We start from the raw sequence: 2,447 nt of genomic DNA, 5'->3' as shown, positions 1-2,447 counted from the left end.
TTTTAATAAGTAAACAATATTTATGATGATAAAAAACAACTCTCTGGGGTTGTTTTTTATCATCATAAATCAACAAAATAATTTGACTAAATAAAAAGACACTATTTACTTTACCAGTTAAGTTTTTTGTGTTATACTACCTTTATTAACGTTAATAATAATTTCTAGTAGGAGGATAATATGGCAGAAAAAACTGACCTTTCGTCAGCTTATAGAAGACTCAAAAGTCCAAATATCAAAACAAAAAAACGTGCTCTAAAGATTATTCACGAGCACAAGCGTTACGGTAAAAAATAAGACATTGTTTATCTCTCCAAACATAAGTCAGACAAAAAAGATTAAGACACTTTCCCTCCGTCTTAATCTTTTTTTATGTTCTATTTTTAGACTTTTTTCAGTACCAAAGAGGTGCTTTATCATCTTTTTTCCAGATATAAATGGCTAAGCAACAAATCGTCATAACCAGTGATGATAAAATTGTCCCTTCTAAACCAAAAGCCACATTATAAGCAAGACTATCATGCACCTTACTAGGATCTAGTTGAAAGACAGAATAGGGAAATGACTGCCCGCTGTTTGGTAACCCTAATAAAATACTTTGAGTAAAATTCCAGCTAGCATGAATTCCCATTGCCATCCATAAACTATCAAAATAATAAACAATAAGTGAAAAGAAAATTCCTGTTACCAATAAATCATAAAATGCTAAAGGTGAAATTCCATCATTTAAAAGATGTAAAGCAGCAAAAAATAAAGAGTTCAAAACAATAGCCACAAGAGGACTAACATTTGCTTTTAAAAGTCTTTGATAAATAAGTCCCCTACAAAATACTTCTTCTGCTGATGATTGAATAAACACAGCTAGCAAAAGACCCAAGAGTGGCAATAATTCAAACTTTTCAAACGTCAAATGAATATCCCCATGTAAAAATGCCAAAAGAGCAGAAAACAAGTTAAGTAAAAAACCAACAAGTAATCCCCAAAGCAAGAAAGAGACCGTATTCCCCTGCTTATTCTTCCAAATAGATGATTTTATAAAACGATGAGATGGGAAATAATAAATTACAGCAAGCACTGCTATCCAGGTACTTATAACGCTAAAATATGACATAAAGGTATACCAATAAGAATACTCTTTACTTATTTCTGGCAAGGTGACTAAACCTAAAAGATCACCCACAACTAACACAAGAAAACTACTTACGAAAATTTCAACAATATTAAACCAATTTATATTTCTTAAATGTTTCTTCACACAGCTATCCTCCGTTTTTTACATGTTTTCTTATTTGCTAAGAATAGCCACACACCATCAAACACTTCTCTAAATAAACCAAAAGTGAGCTCTTTTTAAGAGCTCACTTTTAAAGCAGATAAGACTTGAGCTCGAATATCTTCAACAGCATTCGGAGTATTTGGTAAAAATAGGGTTTGATTGCCTTTCGACGCAAATGTGTTTAAGGTGTCTAGGTACTGATTGGTTAGCAAAATAGACATAATTTGCTCTTCGTTGAGTGAGATGTTCGCCTCTTTCAATTCTTGAATAGAATCTGCCAAACCATCAACGATGGCTTTACGTTGTTGAGCAATCCCGACCCCGTGCAAGCGATCTTTTTCTGCCTCTGCTTCTGCAGCTGTCACAATCTTGATCTTATCTGCATTAGCTAGCTCTTGTGCTGCTACACGTTTTCGCTGAGCCGCATTAATCTCATTCATTGATTGTTTAACTTCAGCATCTGGCTCAACCTTGGTAATCAATGTCTTGACGATGATATAGCCGTAAGTTGACATTTCTTCAGCTACTTGGTGCTGCACTTCCAAAGCAATCTCATCTTTTTTCTCAAATAATTCATCCAAAGTGAGTTTTGGCACTGAAGAGCGTAAGGCATCTTCAATGTAAGACTTGATTTGCGATTCTGGTCTCATCAATTTATAGTAAGCATCTGTAACATTCTGTTCATTAACTCGGTATTGAGTCGCAATGTTCAACGTTACAAAAACATTATCTTTTGTTTTTGTTTCAACAATAATTTCTGTTTGTAACAAACGCAATTGAATCCGCGCTGCAATTTTATCAATACCAAATGGCAAGCGAATATGAATCCCACTTGTTGCTATTTTTTGATATTTTCCAAAACGTTCAATGATAGCGACTGACTGTTGACGGACAACATACAGGGTACTAATCACAACAGCGAGAATGACAATTACCCAAAATGCTATAAAAATACTTGTTCCTAAAATCATATCTGCTCCTTTTGCCAATTTCTGAGTATGATGACTCTGTTGACTTATTGTTATAAGACAATTATAATCTTTTTGTGACATTTGTCAAATAAAATCTAATGATTGAAATAAGCCTATCTCATAAGAAATAGTTAGTCATCACGAGCCAACAATAAAAGCCAGTCTTGTGACTGGCTTTTATAGGCTCATTGTCAACTGTA

Annotated in this window: 3 protein-coding genes; 1 reads left to right on the top strand and 2 read right to left on the bottom strand. The window is 33.8% G+C overall.

The window, feature by feature from the left end:
• Positions 1-180 precede the first annotated feature (180 nt).
• A complete protein-coding gene (locus tag AKK44_RS08980; protein WP_152911095.1) occupies positions 181-297 on the top strand; it encodes a putative metal homeostasis protein in 117 nt (38 codons plus the stop codon).
• 97 nt (positions 298-394) lie between these two features.
• Here the strand turns inward: AKK44_RS08980 and AKK44_RS08470 are convergent, their stop codons facing one another.
• Complete coding sequence (locus AKK44_RS08470; protein ID WP_054279304.1) at positions 395-1,255, bottom strand: CPBP family intramembrane glutamic endopeptidase; 861 nt, start codon at positions 1,253-1,255, stop codon at positions 395-397.
• Positions 1,256-1,350: 95 nt separating this feature from the next.
• A complete protein-coding gene (locus tag AKK44_RS08465) occupies positions 1,351-2,244 on the bottom strand; it encodes an SPFH domain-containing protein (protein WP_054279305.1) in 894 nt (297 codons plus the stop codon).
• Between the last annotated feature and the right edge of the window lie 203 nt (positions 2,245-2,447).

Origin of the sequence: Streptococcus phocae (genome assembly GCF_001302265.1) — a bacterium.
Lineage (GTDB): Bacteria > Bacillota > Bacilli > Lactobacillales > Streptococcaceae > Streptococcus > Streptococcus phocae.
The sequence above is the reverse complement of the archived record's forward strand: the minus strand, read 5'-3'. Positions and strand labels throughout refer to the sequence as shown.